This window comes from Veillonella sp. oral taxon 780 str. F0422, assembly GCF_000221605.1.
GTDB lineage: Bacteria > Bacillota > Negativicutes > Veillonellales > Veillonellaceae > F0422.
On the sequence record NZ_AFUJ01000054.1, the window covers coordinates 60,900 to 77,500 of the forward strand.

Below are 16,601 nucleotides of genomic sequence, written 5' to 3' on the forward strand. Positions count from 1 at the left end.
ATATTAGTGTATATCGAAAATTATAGTATACAAAAGATATTGATATGGTGTATAATATGTACTACTGACTTACACTTATACTAAACTAGAATCATATTATGTAATGTTTGAAATGGGAGAATAACATTGAAAAAAGCAATTTTAACAGCAGCGTTATTAGTAACAGTAGGCTCTAGCTTTGCTATGAGCGATGAATTGTATAGCCAAAAGAATCTAGCAAACGTAACAGGCGTAGCTGTTGGCTATGAATTAGTAGCACCAATGCAAGAAACAGTAGTAGCTGTAGAAGATTTGGGTAAAGTATTGGAACGTGCTCATGAAGTTCGTCAAGGCTTGGTAAAACGCCAAGTAGCTGGTGAACGTTTGACAGATCGTCAAGATCGTTTTATTAAACATGATGTAAACCAAGACTTCCTTACTGTATTAGATCGCAACTTAACTAACCGTGTGGAATTCTTCAAACGTGCTCATAACTGGAATGGTGATAACAAATACGAACATTCTGGTAATTATGAAACATTCCTTAATAAACATAATGAAAAGGCTACAGAAGCTGTAAATGGTTACAGCAATAGCTATGGTTGGAATGTGTTACGCAGTGTGCGTCAAGATGCATTATCCAATGTAAAAGCAGTATTGGATCAACAAGGTGAAACTGTTCGTGGCGAAGATATTGCAAAAGCAATTCTTGCTGCAGCAAGCAACAATGCAGAGACTGTAAATAACGAAGAACTTCGTTACTACATTAACGAACTTGTTTGGTACACTGCAAAACAAACAGTAAAAGAAACAAATAAACAATTATCTCATGTTTTAAAATAATTGAGAGATTCATAGGATTGTAGTATCCTATTTGAAGTGATAGAGAATGATTTGCCAGAAGGCAATCATTCTCTATTTTTATATTGGATGCATGTGTTATCCTAGGGTATTCACTATAAAAACTACCTGCTATAGTACTAAGGAAAGCTATATAAATCGTTAGAGGAATAGTGTATACTATATGTATGATATAGAATACTTGGAATATTGAAAGTACTTTCGTTCTACGAAAGATGATGTGTTATAACACTATACTATATACTATTGTATACGTTATATAAGTATAAGAAAGGATACCTATGCAAGAAATTGTAGTAGGCGGTTTATATCGTCATTTTAAAGGCATGTTATATTATGTGATTGATATTGCTATTCATTCTGAAACAGATGAACCTCATGTGGTGTACCAACAGTTGTATGGTGAGCGCAAAACGTTCGTACGTCCCCTAGTGATGTTCGCCAGTGAAGTGGACCATGAGAAATATCCAAATGTGGAGCAGAAAGATCGCTTTCAGTTGGTGAACGGTTGGGATGAGGAGCAGCACTTGCGCTGAGGAGGGCCGAATGGACAAGAAATATTTTTTCTTCGATATTGATAATACCCTAGCGGTCTGGCCAGATGGAACGATTCCTGAAAGCGCTCAGTACTCTTTGGAGTATTTGCAGAATACAGGGCATCACGTGGCGCTTGCCACGGGCCGTTTACAGGCAGATGCTATGCGTTTTGCCAAGATGGCAAAGACCCCAAATTTTGTGGCTGATGGAGGCTATAGCATTACAGAAAATTATGAAGTGCAATGGATGCAGGGCATGGACCGGGACCGCTGTGTGCAGTATCTTAAGTATTTAACAAGCCATAATGTGCCTTGGGGGGTCACACATAAAAACGAATTTGTTCGCATTACTCCTTATGAAAGTGTCCTAGCATGGGATCCGAAGTGGGAGAAGATAAAAAATGAAGTCGTACCAGACTTGGTACCTGAGGATATCGAGCACTTTTACAAGGTCTATGCTTTCATCACAGAAGAAGAGGAACAGCGCCGTGGTATTGTGCACATGACGAAGGATTTAATTCGCTATGGAGAAGGATGCATTTTGTTTGAACCTATGGATAAGGCTTATGGCATTCGGAAAATGATCGATGGGTTTGGTGCATCTTATCAAGATGTCATCGTATTCGGCGACGGCTATAACGACCTGTCCATGTTTCGACCAGATTGGCTGAACATTGCCATGGGGAATGGCCGTGATGCTCTGAAAGAAAAAGCTGACTATGTGACTGCATCTTGCTATGATGATGGAATTTATAAAGCATTGCAACATTTTGGTTTCATACCGAAGCAGTTTTAGTATGAATGAAGTAGATAGTATACTTTCATCATAACTATATGAAGCGGTTTGAACATCAAAATTAGTTATAGTATAATAAAGCGTAGATATATCGAAATGGGTCTTAAAAGGAGGACATACCATGGATTTAATTCAAAGTTTAAAAGAGCAAGCAAAAGGCTTGGGTAAAAAAATTGTATTGCCAGAATTCGAAGATAGCCGTGTCATCGAAGCAGCGGCTGCAATTTTGAAAGAAGGTTTCTGCGTGCCTGTATTGGTTGGTGCAGAAGATAAAATTCAAGCGGCAGCTACAGCAGCTGGTGTATCTTTGGAAGGTGCTGAAATCATCAACCCAGCTACATTCGGCGAATTAAACAAAATGGTAGATACATTTGTAGAATTGCGCGCGAAAAAAGGCATGACACCTGAAAAAGCACATGCTACTATGACTGGCGATGCGTTATTCTTCGGTGCTATGTTAGTGCGTTTAGGTTTGGCTGATGGCATGGTAGCAGGTTCTGCTAGCCCTACAGCAAACGTACTTCGTGCAGCTATCCAAGTGGTAGGTACACAAGCTGGTTTGAAAACTGTATCTAGCTCTATGCTTGTGATCACTGATAAAAAAGAGTATGGCGATGATGGCCTATTAATCTTCTCCGATTGCGGCGTTATTCCTAACCCAACATCTGAACAATTGGCTGATATCGCTGAGTCCAGCGTTGGTAAAGCTCGTTCTGTAGCAGGCATGAAAGAACCTCGCGTATCCTTCTTGTCTTTCTCCACAAAAGGATCTGCTTCTTCTCCAGAAGTTGATAAAGTGGTAGCAGCTGTAGAAGACTTGAAAGGCCGTAACGTTGACTTCGCATTCGATGGGGAATTGCAATTAGATGCGTCCATCGTTCCATCTGTAGCAGAACGTAAAGCTCCAGGATCCAATGTAGCTGGTAAAGCTAACATCTTGATTTTCCCTGACTTACAAGCTGCTAACATTGGTTATAAATTAGTACAACGCTTTGCTGGCGCTACTGCTATCGGACCAATCATCCAAGGTTTGGCAAAACCAATCCATGACCTTAGCCGTGGTTGCTCCGTAAGCGATATCGTTGACCTTTGTGCGATTGCTGCAGTGGAAGCAAACTAAGTCGTCTCTTGCTACGTTATGTAGCCTGTGGCGTTTTACCTGAATAATATAAAGGGAAGAGCACGACACATTCCTCCGCAAACTGATCCTACGGTAGGTTTGCTCCGGAACATGTCGTGCTCTTCTTGCGTTTATGTGATTTGGTCAGTAAAAGCGTCACAAGGCTACTACACCTAATGGCGTTCCTCAGAGAAAGAAGTCCTAAAATGCTTATGGCTCACATGGGTATTAAATAATAGAAGTAATTCTATTTGCCACAACGAAAGGTTGTAGACTTTCACAAGAAAACCATCCTGAGGTGCATACCTTGGGAGGGTTTTTCTAATTTGTGTTTTTAGTGTTACCTGACATGTGATATAATGGGAATATAAAAAGAGAGCCAATAACGTGGTGGTAGCGTTAGGCTCATCTGGGATATAGAATGGGCCTAATGTGCATAAGTAGTAGGAATACTTATTATAGCGTTAGGCTTTTCACATATTTAAAGATTATTTCTTCAAATAAGTGAGTAATGCTAATACGAATATAGCGAATAAAATTATGATAGAAATTGCTTCGAATACGGTCATATTACTCACCTCCCTTACTAAGTAAGAAAGATGAACCTAACTCACGTTAGAGACTCTCATGGCTATAGTATATCATAATAATATTCGTAATGTGAAAAATAAAGTAATTACTAATAAAAGGGCAATCCGTTTTCTAATCTTTTGTAGGTTGATTGGGCGTGACAGATTGCCTTTTTATATATGTGAAAAGGAAAATATGTTATAATGAAGGTAATCAATAAAATTATCAATTAGGAGTTAATATGAAAGTTACCTATTTAGAACATAGCGGTTTTGTCATTGAAGATGGCAGACGAGCCTATGTATTTGATTACTGGAAAGATCCAGCCGGAGTGATAGATACATTAGTAGCACAAGGCTACGAGTTACATGTTTTTGTATCCCATATCCATCATGACCATTACGTGAAATCAATTTTCAAATATTTACCATATATACACAGTGTTTGGTACCATGAAGATGTGCCAGCTTTGCGAGATATTTTCAAGGAATTGCAGGAGACAGCAGGGGCTAAGCAAGATGCTGAGAAAGCTAGTTTGGTGTTAGAAAGAATCAAACAAGGGTGTTCTAATCAAGGTCAAAGTATGACAGAGGAACATCTAACAGAAGAATTGGTACAACAAGTGTTTTCTTTGCACTCTATGAAAGTAGGCGACACATTAGAATCAGATAATCTGACTGTTACCATGTTTGGTTCCACTGATGAAGGCGGGTCATTCTTGGTGGATACAGGTACGCATCGCATCTTTCACGCAGGAGATTTAAACTGGTGGCATTGGTCTGGAGATACGCCTGAGAATATTGCAGAGGCAAAAGCGTTAAAAGAGAAAGAATTTGCACCTCTAACAGGTTTGTCTGTGGATATTATGATGTTTCCTGTAGATGCTCGGTTAGAACTAGCCCGTGAGTGGGGAGCCTTAGAAGTGTTAGGTATGATGAACACGAAACTATTTATTCCTATGCATGCCAATGGATCTATTTGGGTGCCTTCGGACACATTCCGCCACACATACCCAAACCAACGTTGCTGGATTCCGGAACAACCGGGTGATGTAATAGAGGATGTGAACTAAATGACAGTGTGGTTACAACGTCATGGAGCAACGGCGTTACTAGTACTGATGAGTGTCATATTCTTAGTCTCCTATCCCTTGCATAGAGATCCTTTCTGGGGTCTCATCACGCATATTTCAGGGGCCGCCATGATTGGTGGCTTAGCTGATTGGTATGCGGTGACAGCACTGTTTACGAAACCCTTGGGGATTCCTTTCAAAACGGCGCTCATCCCTAGGAATAAGGAACGGTTCGTGGAAATGGCACGGCATATGATGGTGGACGAACTCCTTCGGGTATCTCATATGTACGAGGTACTAAAACAGGAACGTGTACCAGGGCGGATTGTGTCATTTATGAATAGTGCCACTGGTCGGGGATATGTTCATGTGTGTTTTGAGGAACTGAAAGACCATGTATTGCCCCATGTGAAAGAAAATTTACTGCAAGAACAATTGCTAGGGCATATCAAGAATGGTGTGGAATCTTGGCGAGTGACACCTTTTGTGGTTAGTTTGTGTCGTCAGCTGTTAGAACGAGAACGAGCAGAGGTGCTATGGATGCACATCAACCGTATGCTTCAACGATTGCTGGCGGCGGAAGGGATTCGCCCCTACTTATTAGGGCTAGTATCCTCTGTGATGAATCGCTATGCAGACAATTCATTTTTGCGAGAATTGGCGTTAGCATTAGGTGGGGAGTCACTTTCACCGGAATACATTACACACATGATACAGGTGAAAGGCTGCGCCTATTTAATGAGCCAAGAATCCTTGCAGTCGCCCTTGGGGTCTGCGGTATACACGAAGGCTCGATGGGCAGTGGATGAACTTGCACAGAATGGACAGTGGCAACAAAAACTAGAAGATAAAAAGAATGCTTGGTTCCGGGAGTTTATCGAAGACGGCTATGTGTTGGAAGATACCTTAGACTTAGCGCGCTATGTAGAACAAGGGGAAACGGAATTATATTATTTCTTTGAGCGCTTGGAAACGAATTCTGTGAAAGGTCGTAAGGCAGAGCGATTTATTCTATTCCAATTGTTGCATGTCTTAAATTACGTACGCCCTTGGATTGAACAGATCGTCGTGCGCGAGATGAATCGATTCACGGCAGAGGAAATTACCCGCATATTACAATCTAAATTGGGCTATGATTTACAGATGATACGCATTAATGGGTCCTTGGTAGGTGCTATTTTAGGCGGTCTCTTCTACGGATTGACCTTGCTGAAAGGAGGGATTGTATGAGCCCTCGTGTTATAGAAATACCAAGAACGCCCTATACAACCTATGCGAATCGCTTGCTGCTCACCATGGCGGTTTTGTTTGGCTTGGTGTGGTGGGGACAGTGGTATATCACAGCTCCTTGGTATGATGGTTTGTATTGGTTTGTCCAATCGGCCCTCATCGGTAGCGTAGCGGACTGGTTTGCGGTGACTGCTTTATTTCGAAAACCTTTGGGTGTGTCCTTTCATACTGAACTGATTCCGCGGAATAAGAATCGCCTTATTGAGGGGATTATCCGCATGGTGAATACGAAACTTCTCACCTATGATCAATGTAAAAGGGCTATTGAACGGGTACAGTTTGTACCGTTTATAGACCAATATATTCGTAGTGATGTAGGACGGAATACGGTGCGCCAAGGGATTGCCACCGTGCTGTCGGAGTTGTGGGAGCGACGTAGTGATCGGGAGTGGGCCCAATGGGGTGCACAACGGTTGCGGAAATTTTTGCATAATCAGTCTTTTATCGGTCCTATGCAACAGACTTTACTGCATGTGTGTGAGCACAATCGTTATGAAAGTGTGGTCATTCGCGGCATCGACTATTTGCAGAGGGCTCTGTATACACCGAAGGCACAGCAATGGCTAGAAGCGGTTATTGAGGAAGAAATCGAAAAGCGCAAGAAAGATGTAGTGTCTGCCATGCTCATTGGACTTTCAGAAGGATTGAACATCGTGAACGTCCAAGAAATGGCACGGGCCATCATCGAAGAAGTGCATCAAATGTTGGAGCGCTGGAAACAGCCGAACAGTACGGAACGCCTCGTGTGGTTGCATCAATGGGTAGGACCTTTGCAACATATGGCGTCGAACCGAAGCATCACAAAGACCTTGGACGATGCTATTCAACAGTGGATCGATGTGCAAGATTGGGAGCTCATGTTAGAAGAGTATGTATGCCCACGGATTCGTGAAGGCATGGTATCTGCGGATGGGACATCGCCAATGGCCATTGCGTTGGAATCGAGTTTTCAAGAGTTGTGGAATCATTACTGTGAAGAGCTGGGCATGGTGGAACGGTTAGAAGAAGCCTTAACTCATATTATGCTGCACATTGCTTCGAAGAGCCATGGGTTTATCGGTATCATCATCCGTGAAGTACTACAAAGCTTAAGTACAGAACGGTTCATCCATTTTATTGAAAGTAAGGTGGAAGAAGACCTTGCTTGGATCCGCATTAACGGTGCCCTCGTAGGCGGCGTAGCAGGATTGGGGACCTGGTTGTTCTTGTATTATGTGTATGAGCCAGTGTTGCATGGACTAGGAATACTATAATTTCTAGAAAATATTTTATAGTGTAAGCGGAGTGCAGTTCTATAGTGTGGATGTATTTCGATTGGAATAGAATGTATATGGCTGTTTTCTGATTGGATTAATAGTATATAGGATACACGTTCTGTGATGCGCATTGTTTAGCAAATCGAATATATATTAAAAAACAGGGGACCCAGATTCGATGGAATCGGGTCCCCTGTTCTCATTTGAAAGTTCTATATGGTTGCAGCTCTCTAATTGAGACATATAGGTAATGAAAAGCTTCGTTGTTACAGTGATAGGATTATGCTTCTTGCACGGTGTTAAGGTTGAGCTCCAAGTCTTTGATCATTTGTAGATCATCTAATGGAGAGCGACCAGCTGTTGTTAGGTAACCACCCACCATAATACCGTTCAAACCACCTTTTAATGCGTAAGATTGTAAGTCACGAAGGTTCACTTCACGACCGCCAGCCGTACGAATCAAAGCCTTTGGCAATACGAAGCGGAACACAGCAAAGGTTCGAAGAATTTCCAATGGAGGAATTGGTTTATTGTTTTCGAATGGTGTGTTCTTGATAGGGTTAAGAATGTTCAAAGGAACGGAGTCTACCCCTAATCGTTTTAACTCGAATGCCATTTCAACACGTTGCTCTTTGGTTTCATTCAATCCCAAGATACCGCCGGAGCAAACACGAATGCCTGCCTTTTGTGCATTGGAGATAGTGAACATTTTATCTTCATAAGAGTGTGTTGTACAAATGTCTGGGAAATGGCTTGGTGCTGTTTCGATGTTGGAGTGATAACGTGTCACACCAATTTCTTTTAATTGCACGGCTTGCTCGTAGGTCAATAAACCAAGGGAGCAACAAATCTCTAACCCAGTTTCTTTACGAATACGAGTGAGAGCACTCAAGATTTGCTCGAACTCTTTTGGGTTGTTTGTGTTACGGCCACTTGTAACGATGGAGAAGCGGATAGCGCCAGCTTCTTTCGCTTTTTTAGCAGCGTTAACGATTTCATCCTCTTCCATGAAAGGATACACAGTAACACCAGTGTCATGATGGGCGGATTGAGCACAGAATTTACAGTTTTCTGGGCATTTACCGGAACGGGCGTTCACGATGGCACATAGGTCTACTGTATCGTCATTGAACTTTTGACGGATTTTATCAGCCATAGCTAAAAGAATCATAGTGTCTTCGTCAGATGTGTGAATCAGCTGCTCTGCCTCTTCACGAGTGATCTCGCCACCATCTAATACTTTTTGCGCGTAGGCTATGATTGTTTCATAGGAAATAGATTTGGATACAGTTTCCATAATTACACCTCGTAATAGTTGTTTGATTTTAATGACTACATCATAATGACTACATTATATATCTATTGTTAACTTGCGTCAATAGCATAAGCGTTAACAGAGAGCACCGATTAAGTATAAATGCCCCTCAAAAGAAATTCATGCTTTTGGTGTAGTCATTTTTCGTGTTTACTTTTATAATAGAGAGTAAGAATATATTTTAGAAATAATAGCTTAATTTTTGGGGATAATGGAGTAATAAAAGGAACAGCCCAAGAACTGAGAGTTAAAGATAGATATATACATGTAAGGGCGTAAGGTTTGTTATTCTGGAGGGCCTAGATGATTGTCCTAGATGCAAATGCAGGGATTCCCATGTACGAGCAGGTATATGAGGCTGTAAAAGTACATATTGAGCAGGGCTTATACCGTCCAGGGGAACGGCTTCCTTCTATACGATCCATGGCGGCACAGTTAGGGGTCAGTAAGATTACGGTGGAACAAGCCTATCTACAACTGGCTACGGAAGGATATATTCAAGCTCATAATAAGGCCCCTTATGAGGTATTGGAGATTGTGCAGCCTCTAGGTGGCGACTGTGATACTATGATGCAGAATTATCCTACATGGAATATGTCCTGTGAAGGAAGTCTTTCGCCAGTGAAATCTCCGATTCTTTACAATTTTGCTACCGGTGCCATGGATCCAGAAGGATTTGACTTTAAGCGATGGAAGCGTTTTATTGGATATGCCTTACGAGATACGAAACGTCTTATGACCTATGGTCAATTAGAAGGGGAACCAGAACTGCGGAGTGCGTTGAATCAATATTTGCAGCAGGCACGAGGTGTAAGAGCTACAGTAGATCGTATTCTTGTGACTAGTGGTACTCTTAATTCTTTGCAAATGATCGTCTCTTTATTGCAACGTCAAGGAAAATCTAAGGTGGCTTTGGACCGTCAAAGTCCTAGTTTTGCGAAAGCAGTTTGGAAGGACTATGGATTTTCTGTGCTAGAACTAGATATGCGTTCTCCGGGGCGAATCCATATTCTTCAAAAAGCTCAGATAGATGTGGTCTATTGTATGCCATCTCATGGAGATAGTATGGGACGCATCATGACGATACAAGAACGAATGGAATTGTTACGATGGGCTCAGCATAAAGAGGCATATATTATCGAGGATGACTATGATAGTGAACTTCGTTATTATGGGAAGCCTGTATTATCCTTACAAGGAATGGATAGAAATGATTGCGTGATTTACATGGGCACACCATCGAAGGTATTACCACCTTCTATTCGATTAAGCTATCTTGTATTGCCAATCACTTTGTATAAAGACTTTCATAGTCATCGTAAAGATTACGGGCAAAGTGCTAGTGTCTTAGAACAGTTGGCATGGGCTATGTATATGAATGCAGGGGAATGGAATAAACAAATTCGTCGGCTTCGAAAACACTATTTAGAAAAAAGTAAGTATTTTACTAGTTTATTGCGACGCTATTTGGGTGATACTTATGAAGTGGTTGCTCCTGAAGGAGGAGTCTATGCAGGGGTGCGACTCAGGTATGTGGATGGAGAACAGTTGGCATTACGAGCCTTAGCATCGGCTTGTGATGTTAAGGTGTTAGATACGGTGGACACCGATATGGTGGAGGTTTTATTGTCTTTTAGCGGTATTCCTACCTGTGAATTAGAACGGGCAGTACAGGTATTAGCAAAGGCATGGAAAGGGTTATAATATGGGTATACCATTTAGATTTATACAATGTGGGGATCTCCATTTAGGGGCGCCTTTTCGCTATTTAAAATCATTTGGCAGATCCTTAGATGCAGCCATGGTACGTGCTACCTATACATCCTTTCAGAATATTGTAAATCTAGCTATTCGTCAGCGTGTAGCAGCAGTTCTGATTACAGGTGATGTATATGATGGAGTAGACCATCCTTTAGAAGCAGAGATGCATTTTGTACGTGGATGTGAAAGTTTGGATAAGGAACAGATTGCTGTTTATGTAGTACAAGGTAATCATGACCCTGCTGATAGTTGGAAGCGACATATGCCGTTGCCAAAGAATGTGCATATCTTTTCATCTGAACGGGTGGAACGGTTTTCGCTTCTAGTGCGAGGACAAGAGGTAGCGGGTCTCTATGGCCGGAGTATTGACCATAGTACTCAATATGAAGATATGGCCTCTACTATTCATCCGTTACGGAGCGATCCTTTTTCCATTGCCCTTGTGCATGGTACGGTAGGCATACATGAAGGGCATGATCAGACAGGACCTTGTACACTAGAATCCTTGCGTAGTATTCCTATTCAATATTGGGCCTTTGGGCATGTTCATAAGCGTCAAATTATTAGCGATCATCCATATATTGTGTATGCAGGAAACACACAAGGATTGCATCGTGGTGAAAGCGGACCGAAAGGTTGCTATGTAGTGGATGTATCTAGTCGTGGTACTGTAGAAACGCAATTTTATGAGACGAATGCAATCCGTTTTGCTGAAGAGACTATTGATTTAGGACAAGTAAAATCTGTATTGGAGATGTTAGAAATGTTGCGTCACAAAAAAGAGATGTTACGGAAATCTAATATATCTATTTTGTTATCGATTCGCTTGATAGGAGCAGGACCTTTATCAGAGATGGCGCGAGATAGCAAGGTTCGAGCTACTTGGATAGAGGAATCTCATGCTGAAGAGACAGGTAAATATGGAGTGTATATTATCGGTATCGATTGTGAATTAGGCAGTATTAGTCATCCAAGTATAGCACCGGGGATGATTAGGGATTATGTGAAAGCTATCGACTCTATGCATACGGGGATAGAAGCACTAGAAATGATTGTAAAAGCTCGCCCAGAATGGAAGCGATTAGGAACGCATAGTCGACTAGTGACAGAGGCTATGTTGCAATCCGCCTATGAAAAAGCGAGACGTGATGGAGTCCGTTTATTACAGGGGAATGATCATGAAGATTAAAGAAATATATATAGAGCAATATGGCCCCTATACTCAGTGGAGATTTGAACCCTATGATACAGGATTACATGTGCTGTACGGACCGAACGGGAGTGGAAAAACTACATTGCTCCAAGCCTTTCGTGGTATTTTATTGGGAACAAAGAGGAAAGAAGAGCCTGTAGATGGATATATTCTAGTGGAGCGAGAAGGTCACACATACCATATTGGGCGTAAAGGAAAAGAACTAGACTTTTACGAGGTAGGAGGAGAGCGCTATACCGTAGAGCCAGCAGAATTATGGTGGCAAGGACTAGATAAAAAGACGTACGATCGCATTTTTGCTATTACCTTAGATGATCTACAAGGGGTAGACATCATACAGGAAGTAGACGTGAGAACTCGGTTTTTTGGTGCTGAGGGCGGAGAATCTCTGGGTACACTTGTGAAAGATGTAGATGAATTAGCCAGTCAGTTATTAGTAGCATCGCCTACTGGTAAGCGAACCATTAATGCTTTGTTGGACCGTTTGCAAGAGGTAGAACAGGAAATCCGTAAACTTCAGCAAGGCGAACAGGAGTATTATACATGGCAAGCTTCTTTAGTAGAGTTAGAACAGAAAGAAGCTACATTGCAAGAGCAACGGCAAGAGCGCAAGGAGTATCTACAAGAAGTGGAACGTGTTTTGCGTGCTTGGGATACGTATAAACGGGCAGAAGAAGCAAAACAACATATGCATCAATTCCATGTGAATGAGCCTTTAGAACGAGAAACGTTTTTAGCGTTAGATGAAGAAATTCGTCGCTGCCAAGAGTATATGCGTGTGTGGCGTGGTAAAGAGGAAGGGCTAGTACCAGATAACTTTGATCCGGAAGATAGGCTTGGAATGTATGAGCAAGAAATTGAAAGTTTGTACCAAGAGATATCTAAGTGGACACAGTTAGAAAAAGAATGCCGTGAAGGAGATCTCTATCTAGAAAAAGTACAGGCGCAACTGGCAATCATAGGAAAATCTCATAAGTATTGGCGTGATGTAGAAGAGTTTCCTAGGGATGTGAATTGGCATGATGGGGAACAAGCAGCACGGCAATTACGAAGTGCTCGTGAAGCCTATGAGGCATGGCAACGTCGAGAGCCATTTCCACAGGATGATAGGGCCCTTCAGGTAGCTGATGCAGTGAGAGGGCTAGAAGAAAAACAAACTGCCCTAGAAGCTCTCAGGAACGCATACCTATTAGGACAACAGGCTGAACCTGAGGTAATAGTGAAATCGGGACGAGCTTACTATATAGGTGGAATAGTATTAGTAGTGTTGGGTATAATCCTATTAGCTTGGCATATGACTTATGCAGATATGTTTGGCATACAGGCTATAGCGGGCATCCTAGGGGTATTGCTAGGTGTGGTTCTAATAGTTCAAAAATATAAGGCGAAAAAAATAGACTCAGTAGATGCGAACACATCTGTTAAAGACTTCTCAAGTTTGGAAGAGATAGCTAAACGAACTATGCCAACTACGGAAGAGGAGTATGAAAGTTTACTTTCAGATATACAGGAAGTAGCGGAACAAATCAAAGGCTATGAAGAGGATGTAAGCCATTTTAAGGCTTACGAAGTAATGAAAGCGCAGTGGGTGACGGAAGGTAAAACCTTGGAAGCGGCAGGCACTGAGGCCATGGATGTCTGGGAAGCCTGGTTGCCAAAGGCGGCTAAACAGACGAACCGAGATGATGCATTCTATGGCATGAAAGAAGAATATCAAGCGTATCATGAGCGATTACGTGAGTTTGAGGGCTACCAAAAGCAAGTGGGCTTGCATCATGAACAATTGGATGCGATTGTGAATCGGTGTCGAAAATTGTGGAGCTCCTTGCAGTTGCAGACATTGCCATCTATCGTAGAGCTGCGTGTAGTCTATCATCAATTGCAATTACATAAGCAGAATCGTGTGCGGTGGGAGCAAAAGGAAAGCCAGCGTAAAAACTATCGTGAAGAATATGTTACGTGGAGCAAGAAAGAAAAAGAATTATTCTTAGCCCAAGAAGAGTTGATTCAAAAAGGTGGTGCTAAGAGTGCGGCAGAATATCGTCAGCGTTTATTGGAACAGGATCAATATAAGCAGTGGGAGACGATTTATCGGCAAAGTCAGCGACAATTGGATTTGTTGGCACCGAAAGAATTTCATAAGGATGTGTGGTATCGTCGTTTACAAGGCAATGATAAAGGGAAGTGGGAATTAGAGTACTCCCGCAGTGAAACGGAATTAGCGAATATTGAATCATCCTTACAGGCATTGTATGAAGAGCGGGGGACCTTGCAGGAATCTATGCGCCACTTGAGCACATCTCATGCAGTGTCCGAAGCATTGTTGAAAAAAGAACAGTTAGAAGCGGAGCTTCGAGAAGCTTTAGAAGAGTGGATGACTTATGTATTCATCAACCATGGCATGGAACTAGCACAACAAGAATACGAAACAGATCGGCAACCGGCGATGCTAGCGAGAGCGTCTGCCTATGTGAAAGCCATGACAGGTGGTATCTATACTCTGCATATGGATGATGCGCATAAAGGGGCATATGTAAAAGATACAACGGGACGAGAGATTCCTTTAGGCAAATGGAGTAGTGGACTGGGAGATCAAGTGTATTTGGCATTGCGACTTAGCTTGGCGGAGTCATTTGCTGAAAAAGTAGAATCTTTACCGTTACTGTTAGATGATGTGTTAGTTAGATTCGATCTAGAACGGCAAAAGTTGACGTTACAGGTAATAGAAAGAATTAGTGAACATACACAAGTATTTTTATTTACTTGCCATGAGACGACGAGCCAGTTAGCTAGTGAAAAAGTGCATACATATAATCTTGAGGCTATAGGTATGGGCATCACTTCTAACGCTATGTAGCCTGTGGCGGGGTTAACTAAATATGATAAAGAGAAGACCGTAACACACCCTTCTCAAACTATACAGTGGTTATGTTTGTTCAGGGGTATGTTACGGTCTTCTTGTGTTTGTGTGATTTAGGTAGAAAGGCCCGCCACAAGGCTACTACGCGTGACGGCGTTCCTCTGGGGGGCTCTTTTTTGTTAGATTCATTATAGCACAGGTTGGCTTATAGATTTATTTAGTGAAAAGTTCACGATACGAGAAATTTTTGTAGTATAATATAAATCAGAAGAGTCATTGACGTAATGTTGGGTTCATCTTCTTTACTTAGTAAAGGAGGTGGGTAATATGACGGTATTTGAAGCATTATCATTAATGATTGGTTTCGGTATTTTATTATTAGCATTACTCACATACTTAAAAAAGTAATTTTTAGCATGTGAAAGGCCTAACGATTTAATAAGTATTCGCACTACTTATGCACGTTAGGCCATCATTTTTAATGTTCTAGATGAGCCTAACGCCTTCACACGTTGATGGCTCTTCTTTTGTTATTATCATTATAGCACGATTTATAAATGTATTACAAGACTAACGTATGTGATGGGGTTCGTGTGCTAGATATTCCGATGTAAGAGTAGTATAATACTCTCTATATGAGAGGAGTGTATGATGAACTATTCTTGGATACGGAAATATTGGATATATATAATAGTGGTGGCGGCACTACTTATTGCGGGCGGTGTGTTCGCGTGGATGCAGCCCAAAACGGTGCAAGTGATGAATCCTGTGGAACGTCAAATGCCAGTACGCATCAGTCATGAGGCAAATATTACGGCATTGCATAAGGCTAGTGTAGAACCGACGGTATCGGGGCCGGTGTCTACTTTCACTGTGAAAGTAGGTGACATGGTAAAAGCTGGTCAAGTGCTAGCTATGATTGATACCACATCACTACAGCAACAACTGCAATCTTTATTAGGACAGTTGCAGGAGGCGCGGAGTCGGGCGCCACAACAGAGTACATCGACTACAGTGGTGGGTGGTAGCGTATCATCTGCGGATGTGGAGAGAGCACGATATATGCGTGATGCTGGCATTATTACGAATCGCGAGTTTGAAACGATTACGGCGAGGGCGCAATCACAAGTGGTAACAGTTCCTTCCTATTCAGGCGGATCTGGGGCGGATACCTCGGGTATTGAAGCAGCCATCACTAAAATACAAGCACAAATGGCGGCAGCGCAAGTGCTTTCACCGATGGAAGGTAGAGTAGCAGCTATTTATAATGAAGATAGAAAGATTGCCATCGAAGGGAAGCCACTTATTCTTATACAACAAGATTCTCCAGTGGTGGCCACATTGAGTGTCCCACAAAGCTTTGGATCTATTTTGAAGCAGCCCAGCATCACTGGTGGTGTGGATGTCTATTTAGATGTAAATGGAACACAGGTGCCGGGACAGATTACATTTGTGGGAACCGAATCAGGGCCGAGTATCACGGTGAAAGCAACTTTTAACGTACAATCTGGACAAGTGACGATTGGAGAGTTCTATACATTGGTGATTGAAACGAAAGCGGAAGCACCGGCGCTTACTTTGCCTAAAGAAGTTATTCGTGATGGTGAGAATGGTAAGTTTGTATATGTGTTAACAGATGAAAATACAATTGATATTAAGACAATTGAGATTGGATTAGAAGTGGATGGTGCTGTGACCATACTTGATGGGTTAAATCCGACAGATCGAGTAGTCACAAGTAAAGGGAACTTCGAACTGGGCGAAAGCGTTCACTTGTGATGCTATGTAGCCTGTGGCGGTTTTAACTAAATAGTGCAAAGGGAAGAGCACGGTATACCTCTGTATAGCGTTGTCACGTTCAGTTAATATTCTATGAAGTAAAAAGAAGAGCAGGGCACATTCCTTCAGAAACGGTATTTCATAATGTTTCTTCAGGAACATGCCCTGCTCTTCTAGGGAATATGCGATTATG

The 16,601-nt window shown here is 41.9% G+C and carries 14 protein-coding genes; 12 read left to right on the forward strand and 2 right to left on the reverse strand.

Features of this window, described 5'->3' with window-relative positions; genetic code table 11:
* Positions 1–126 precede the first annotated feature (126 nt).
* The 4 genes from HMPREF9200_RS08150 to pta all read left to right on the forward strand — a co-directional run bounded on the left by HMPREF9200_RS08150 (position 127) and on the right by pta (position 3,292).
* Complete coding sequence (locus HMPREF9200_RS08150) at positions 127–822, forward strand: hypothetical protein (RefSeq protein WP_009353957.1); 696 nt, start codon at positions 127–129, stop codon at positions 820–822.
* Between the two features lie 299 nt (positions 823–1,121).
* Complete coding sequence (locus HMPREF9200_RS06320; protein WP_009353968.1) at positions 1,122–1,376, forward strand: DUF1653 domain-containing protein; 255 nt, start codon at positions 1,122–1,124, stop codon at positions 1,374–1,376.
* A gap of 10 nt (positions 1,377–1,386) precedes the next feature.
* A complete protein-coding gene (locus HMPREF9200_RS06325) occupies positions 1,387–2,172 on the forward strand; it encodes an HAD-IIB family hydrolase (RefSeq protein WP_009353964.1) in 786 nt (261 codons plus the stop codon).
* Positions 2,173–2,293: 121 nt separating this feature from the next.
* Positions 2,294–3,292 carry a phosphate acetyltransferase gene (pta, locus tag HMPREF9200_RS06330; RefSeq protein ID WP_009353978.1) on the forward strand — a complete coding sequence of 333 codons (999 nt, stop codon included), beginning with the start codon at positions 2,294–2,296 and terminating at the stop codon, positions 3,290–3,292.
* Between the two features lie 488 nt (positions 3,293–3,780).
* Here the strand turns inward: pta and HMPREF9200_RS09235 are convergent, their stop codons facing one another.
* A complete protein-coding gene (locus HMPREF9200_RS09235; protein ID WP_369688081.1) occupies positions 3,781–3,861 on the reverse strand; it encodes a putative holin-like toxin in 81 nt (26 codons plus the stop codon).
* Positions 3,862–4,103: 242 nt separating this feature from the next.
* On the opposite strand from HMPREF9200_RS09235, the gene HMPREF9200_RS08155 reads away from it, so the two are divergent.
* The 3 genes from HMPREF9200_RS08155 to HMPREF9200_RS06345 are packed head-to-tail and all read left to right on the forward strand — an operon-like array spanning position 4,104 to position 7,477.
* On the forward strand, positions 4,104–4,934 hold the full coding sequence (locus tag HMPREF9200_RS08155) for an MBL fold metallo-hydrolase (protein ID WP_009353961.1): 831 nt from the start codon (positions 4,104–4,106) through the stop codon (positions 4,932–4,934).
* On the forward strand, positions 4,935–6,164 hold the full coding sequence (locus tag HMPREF9200_RS06340) for a DUF445 family protein (protein ID WP_009353981.1): 1,230 nt from the start codon (positions 4,935–4,937) through the stop codon (positions 6,162–6,164).
* Positions 6,161–7,477, forward strand: a complete 1,317-nt coding sequence (locus tag HMPREF9200_RS06345) for a DUF445 domain-containing protein (RefSeq protein ID WP_009353967.1) — start codon at positions 6,161–6,163, stop codon at positions 7,475–7,477. The genes HMPREF9200_RS06340 and HMPREF9200_RS06345 overlap by 4 nt, the downstream gene beginning before the upstream one ends.
* 283 nt (positions 7,478–7,760) lie before the next feature.
* On the opposite strand, the gene bioB is transcribed toward HMPREF9200_RS06345, so the two are convergent.
* Positions 7,761–8,777 (reverse strand): biotin synthase BioB, encoded by a 1,017-nt coding sequence (bioB, locus tag HMPREF9200_RS06350; RefSeq protein ID WP_009353994.1) that lies wholly within the window; start codon positions 8,775–8,777, stop codon positions 7,761–7,763.
* A 321-nt stretch (positions 8,778–9,098) separates the two neighbouring features.
* Between bioB and HMPREF9200_RS06355 the strand changes: the two genes are divergently transcribed.
* From HMPREF9200_RS06355 to HMPREF9200_RS06370, 5 genes are all read left to right on the forward strand, one after another.
* Entirely contained in the window at positions 9,099–10,499 is a 1,401-nt protein-coding gene (locus HMPREF9200_RS06355) for a PLP-dependent aminotransferase family protein (protein WP_009353951.1), read from the forward strand.
* A 1-nt stretch (position 10,500) separates the two neighbouring features.
* Positions 10,501–11,745 (forward strand): DNA repair exonuclease, encoded by a 1,245-nt coding sequence (locus HMPREF9200_RS06360; protein ID WP_009353980.1) that lies wholly within the window; start codon positions 10,501–10,503, stop codon positions 11,743–11,745.
* The gene (locus HMPREF9200_RS06365; RefSeq protein WP_052847080.1) at positions 11,735–14,626 is read left to right on the forward strand and encodes an AAA family ATPase; all 2,892 of its coding nucleotides are present in this window, start codon (positions 11,735–11,737) and stop codon (positions 14,624–14,626) included. The genes HMPREF9200_RS06360 and HMPREF9200_RS06365 overlap by 11 nt, the downstream gene beginning before the upstream one ends.
* Before the next feature lie 330 nt (positions 14,627–14,956).
* On the forward strand, positions 14,957–15,037 hold the full coding sequence (locus HMPREF9200_RS09240; RefSeq protein WP_369688082.1) for a putative holin-like toxin: 81 nt from the start codon (positions 14,957–14,959) through the stop codon (positions 15,035–15,037).
* A 243-nt stretch (positions 15,038–15,280) separates the two neighbouring features.
* On the forward strand, positions 15,281–16,408 hold the full coding sequence (locus HMPREF9200_RS06370; protein WP_009353955.1) for an efflux RND transporter periplasmic adaptor subunit: 1,128 nt from the start codon (positions 15,281–15,283) through the stop codon (positions 16,406–16,408).
* Positions 16,409–16,601: the final 193 nt, after the last annotated feature.

Excerpts from the sequence above, each read along its gene's own strand:
- HMPREF9200_RS09235 (WP_369688081.1), bottom strand. The coding sequence starts at position 3,861 with ATGACCGTATTCGAAGCAATTTCTATCATAATTTTATTCGCTATATTC.
- pta (WP_009353978.1), top strand. The coding sequence starts at position 2,294 with ATGGATTTAATTCAAAGTTTAAAAGAGCAAGCAAAAGGCTTGGGTAAA.
- HMPREF9200_RS06320 (WP_009353968.1), top strand. The coding sequence starts at position 1,122 with ATGCAAGAAATTGTAGTAGGCGGTTTATATCGTCATTTTAAAGGCATG.
- HMPREF9200_RS06360 (WP_009353980.1), top strand. The coding sequence starts at position 10,501 with ATGGGTATACCATTTAGATTTATACAATGTGGGGATCTCCATTTAGGG.
- HMPREF9200_RS06345 (WP_009353967.1), top strand. The coding sequence starts at position 6,161 with ATGAGCCCTCGTGTTATAGAAATACCAAGAACGCCCTATACAACCTAT.
- HMPREF9200_RS06355 (WP_009353951.1), top strand. The coding sequence starts at position 9,099 with ATGATTGTCCTAGATGCAAATGCAGGGATTCCCATGTACGAGCAGGTA.
- HMPREF9200_RS09240 (WP_369688082.1), top strand. The coding sequence starts at position 14,957 with ATGACGGTATTTGAAGCATTATCATTAATGATTGGTTTCGGTATTTTA.
- HMPREF9200_RS06325 (WP_009353964.1), top strand. The coding sequence starts at position 1,387 with ATGGACAAGAAATATTTTTTCTTCGATATTGATAATACCCTAGCGGTC.
- HMPREF9200_RS06340 (WP_009353981.1), top strand. The coding sequence starts at position 4,935 with ATGACAGTGTGGTTACAACGTCATGGAGCAACGGCGTTACTAGTACTG.
- bioB (WP_009353994.1), bottom strand. The coding sequence starts at position 8,777 with ATGGAAACTGTATCCAAATCTATTTCCTATGAAACAATCATAGCCTAC.
- HMPREF9200_RS06365 (WP_052847080.1), top strand. The coding sequence starts at position 11,735 with ATGAAGATTAAAGAAATATATATAGAGCAATATGGCCCCTATACTCAG.
- HMPREF9200_RS08155 (WP_009353961.1), top strand. The coding sequence starts at position 4,104 with ATGAAAGTTACCTATTTAGAACATAGCGGTTTTGTCATTGAAGATGGC.
- HMPREF9200_RS06370 (WP_009353955.1), top strand. The coding sequence starts at position 15,281 with ATGAACTATTCTTGGATACGGAAATATTGGATATATATAATAGTGGTG.